Source organism: Okeania hirsuta, from assembly GCF_003838195.1.
GTDB lineage: Bacteria > Cyanobacteriota > Cyanobacteriia > Cyanobacteriales > Microcoleaceae > Okeania > Okeania hirsuta.
Map to the genome: position 1 here is coordinate 1 of NZ_RCBY01000699.1, position 558 is coordinate 558.

Here is a 558-nt window from a genome sequence, read left to right on the forward strand (position 1 = left end):
GCGATCGCTGGTGTTTGTGTGCGTCTCGTTGGAAAGAAGCTCTAGATTCTGGAGTTGCACCACCAGTAGTTTTGTCAGGAACTCATCAAAAAGCATTAGAAGTAGTACCTTTGGAGGTTTTGCAGGAACACGCACTTATTTAGGTGGTAGGTCTGAGTTATAGCAGTCGAAGGAAAGGTTAGGACAGGTCAAAAGCTTAAAACTCAGACAAAGTAAGATTTTTCCTTATTCCCTCTTTCCTCTTCCTTCTTCCCTCTTCCCTCTTCCTTCTGCTACTACAAAACCACACCTAATGCAGTTTCTTGAGATTGACTTTCCAACATCAAACCATACTCTAAACTTTCAACAACCGCCTGATAAGAAGCATCCAAAATATTAAAAGAAACCCCAAGAGTCGTCCACCGTTGCTGACCATTACTAGACTCAATTAACACCCTAGTTTTAGCAGAAGTACCTGCACCACCATCCAAAATTCTCACTTTATAATCAGTCAAATAAAAATTAGCGATCGCTGGATAAAAATTTTCTAAAGCTTTCCGCAAAGCAGCATCTAAAGCT

General features: G+C 40.7%; 2 protein-coding genes. One reads left to right on the forward strand and one right to left on the reverse strand.

The genetic code is table 11. The annotated features are described in order from the left end of the window. Positions 1-14 precede the first annotated feature (14 nt). Positions 15-143, forward strand: a complete 129-nt coding sequence (locus tag D5R40_RS33745; RefSeq protein WP_445974454.1) for a DUF2237 family protein — start codon at positions 15-17, stop codon at positions 141-143. Between the two features lie 132 nt (positions 144-275). On the opposite strand, the gene D5R40_RS33750 is transcribed toward D5R40_RS33745, so the two are convergent. Next, the coding region (locus D5R40_RS33750; protein ID WP_282433717.1) for an alpha-isopropylmalate synthase regulatory domain-containing protein at positions 276-558 on the reverse strand (283 nt) is incomplete at its 5' end.